The 2,783-nt window shown below is 72.6% G+C and carries 4 protein-coding genes; 1 reads left to right on the forward strand and 3 read right to left on the reverse strand.

The genetic code is table 11. The features are described 5' to 3' along the window. The coding region (locus tag KBX53_RS28535) for a UTRA domain-containing protein (RefSeq protein ID WP_210862662.1) at nucleotides 1-188 on the forward strand (188 nt) is incomplete at its 5' end. A 338-nt stretch (nucleotides 189-526) separates the two neighbouring features. On the opposite strand, the gene mshC is transcribed toward KBX53_RS28535, so the two are convergent. From mshC to KBX53_RS28550, 3 genes are all read right to left on the reverse strand, one after another. Next, a complete protein-coding gene (gene mshC / locus KBX53_RS28540) occupies nucleotides 527-1,765 on the reverse strand; it encodes a cysteine--1-D-myo-inosityl 2-amino-2-deoxy-alpha-D-glucopyranoside ligase (RefSeq protein WP_030332810.1) in 1,239 nt (412 codons plus the stop codon). Between the two features lie 66 nt (nucleotides 1,766-1,831). Beyond that, entirely contained in the window at nucleotides 1,832-2,650 is an 819-nt protein-coding gene (locus KBX53_RS28545; protein WP_030332808.1) for an SCO1664 family protein, read from the reverse strand. Beyond that, nucleotides 2,647-2,783 (reverse strand): DUF3090 family protein (locus tag KBX53_RS28550; protein ID WP_210862664.1); only part of this gene is annotated, 137 nt, incomplete at its 5' end. The genes KBX53_RS28545 and KBX53_RS28550, both read right to left, overlap by 4 nt.

Raw genomic sequence — 2,783 nt, forward strand, 5'->3', positions numbered from 1 at the left:
AGATCCTCCAGATCCGACCCGACACCCCCGTGCTGCACCTGCTGCACGTCGCGTACGACGCGCACCGCAAGCCGATCGAGGTGTCCCAGGCGACCTGGCCCGGCCCGATGACCACGCTCACCGAGGAGTACAAGATCCCCGGCCCAAGCCCGGACCCAGAACCCGACCCCGGCCTAATCCTGGGCTGACGGTCCCCACGGACCACAACCCCGCGCGACCCCGCGCGACCCCGCGCGCACCCCGCGCGACCCCGCGCGCACCCCGGTCGATCATGAGGTTGACGGGTCCGGCAGAGATCGAAATGCCCGCCAACCTCATGATCAACGCGGTCTGGGTTAACTGTGCGGCGTCTTGTCGGGGTCGATCGGGTGTCTTGGGGTGATCGACTCGGCTTTCTGGAAGTCGGGGCATCGCACTGGTCGGGACACCGCGACTTCCTGAAAACCGAGTCGATCATCCTCCCGCCGCGACATGACATGGCGCACGGCACAGCGCGGCGCGGGTGTCCGCCGCCGGGGCCGATGGGCTAGAGGCGGATGCCCAGGAGAGCGTCCACCGTGTTCGCGAAGAGCGCGGGGGCCTCCGGGTCGTCCGTGGCGCCGGCCAGGGCCGCCTCGGCCCAGCGGTCGGCCACCGCCAGCGCGCCGGGGGTGTCGAGATCGTCGGCCAGTCGGGCGCGTACCTCGGCCAGCAGCTCAGCCCCGGACGGCCCGGCGGGCGCGGCGGCGGCCCGCCGCCAACGGTCCAGACGCTCGTACGCGGCGGCGAGCAGCTCGTCGGTCCAGGTACGGTCGCTGCGGTAGTGCCCGGAGATCAGTGCCAGCCGGATCGCCATCGGGTCGACCTTGTCGGCGCGCAGCCGGGACACGAAGACCAGGTTGCCCCGGGACTTGGACATCTTCTCGCCGTCCAGGCCGATCATCCCGGCGTGTACGTAGTGCTCGGCGAACGGCGCCTGACCGGTGAGCCGCTCGGCGTGCGCGGCGGACGCCTCGTGGTGCGGGAAGAGCAGGTCATTGCCGCCGCCCTGCACGTCGATCCGGTCGCCGAGCAGGTTGAGCGCGATCACCGCGCACTCGATGTGCCAGCCGGGGCGGCCCGGGCCCAGCTCGCCGCCCGGCCAGGACGGCTCGCCCTCGCGGGCTCCGCGCCACAGCAGCGGGTCCAGTGGGTCCCGCTTGCCGGCCCGGTCGGGGTCGCCGCCGCGCTCCGGGAAGATCTCCAGCATCTGCTCGCGGGTCAGGTTCGACTCGTAGCCGAAGCGGGGCGTGGCGGAGATGTCGAAGTAGACGTCGCCGGTGCCGTCGTCGAGCCGGTACGCGGCGCCGTCCTTGAGCAGCACCTCGACCTTCTCGACGATGTCCGGGATCGACTCGACGGCGCCCACGTAGTGCGCCGGCGGGATGATTCGCAGCGCTTCCATGTCCTCCCGGAACAGCGCCGTCTCGCGCATCGCCAGGACCACCCAGTCCTCGCCGTCGCGGGTGGCCCGCTCCAGCAGCGGGTCGTCGATGTCGGTGACGTTCTGCACGTAGCGCACCGGGCGGCCGGAGTCGCGCCACATCCGCTGCACCAGGTCGAACGTGATCATGGTGGCGGCGTGGCCGAGGTGGGTGGCGTCGTACGGGGTGATGCCGCAGACGTACATGCTTCCCGCGTCCGCCGGCTCACTCGGGTGGACACCCTGCCGCGCCGAGTCGTACAACGCCAGCGGCTCGCCCCTGCCCGGCAGCCGTGGCACCTCGTGTCCCGCCCAAGACTCCATGGGATCAGCCTAGCCAGCCCGGCGACGACGCCGGAGCACCCCACGGGTGATCAAGATGACAGCGGCTCACATGGGTGGCCAGGGCATCGCCGGCCAGTCCTCCGGTGGCAGCGGGAAGCTGCCGGTCTCGCGCAGCCGGTCGACCCGGGCGGCCACCCCGGCCACCTCGCTGATCGTCAGGTGGTCGGCCAGCTCCGCGCCGAGCGGCCCGGCGACCTGCCCGGCCAGCGCGTCGAGCATCTCCACGGCGTCCGGGGGCAACTGCTTGCCGGCCCAACCCCAGAGCACCGTGCGCAGCTTGTCCTCCACGTGGAAGCTCACCCCGTGGTCCACGCCGTAGATTCGGTCGTCGGCGCCGACGAGCACGTGACCGCCCTTGCGGTCGGCGTTGTTGAGCACCGCGTCGAGCACCGCGAGCCGGGCCAGCCGTGGGTCGTCGGCGTGGGCCAGGGCGTACGCGGCGCCGTCGTCGTCCCGGGCCGCGGCGATCGGGATCCAGCGCGGCGGCAGCTCCCCGGCGGGCAGGAAACCGACGAGCGCTTCGGCGTCCTCCGGCTCGTCGATCCAGAGCTGGCAGGAGCCGGGGCCAAGCGGGCCGTCACGCAGCACGGTGGGCGGCACCAGACCCCACCCGGTGGCCCGGGAGACCAGGTACGCCGAGACTTCCCGACCGGCCAGGGTGCCGTCGGGAAAGTCCCAGAGGGGGCGCTCGCCACGGACCGGCTTGTAGACGCAGCGGGCGGTCATCCCGTCCAGGGTCAGGATGCCGCGCAGCGTCGTGTTCGACGCGTCGACCAGCCGACCCTCCAGGTCGAGGACGCCGTCACGCAGCAGCCGCAGCGCGGCGTCGCCGTCCTGGCGAGGCTGGAGGCCGGACGAGGTCACCGGTGGTAACCGTTGTGCCGCGGGCAGAGGTGCCCGGCGGGGTCCAACGGTTGGCCGCAGAGCGGGCACGGTGGCCGGCCCGCGTTGACCACTCGCCGGGCCCGCTCGATGAACTGGCGGGTCGCCTGCGGGG

This window comes from Micromonospora sp. M51 (genome assembly GCF_018070305.1).
GTDB classification, from domain to species: domain Bacteria; phylum Actinomycetota; class Actinomycetes; order Mycobacteriales; family Micromonosporaceae; genus Micromonospora; species Micromonospora parva.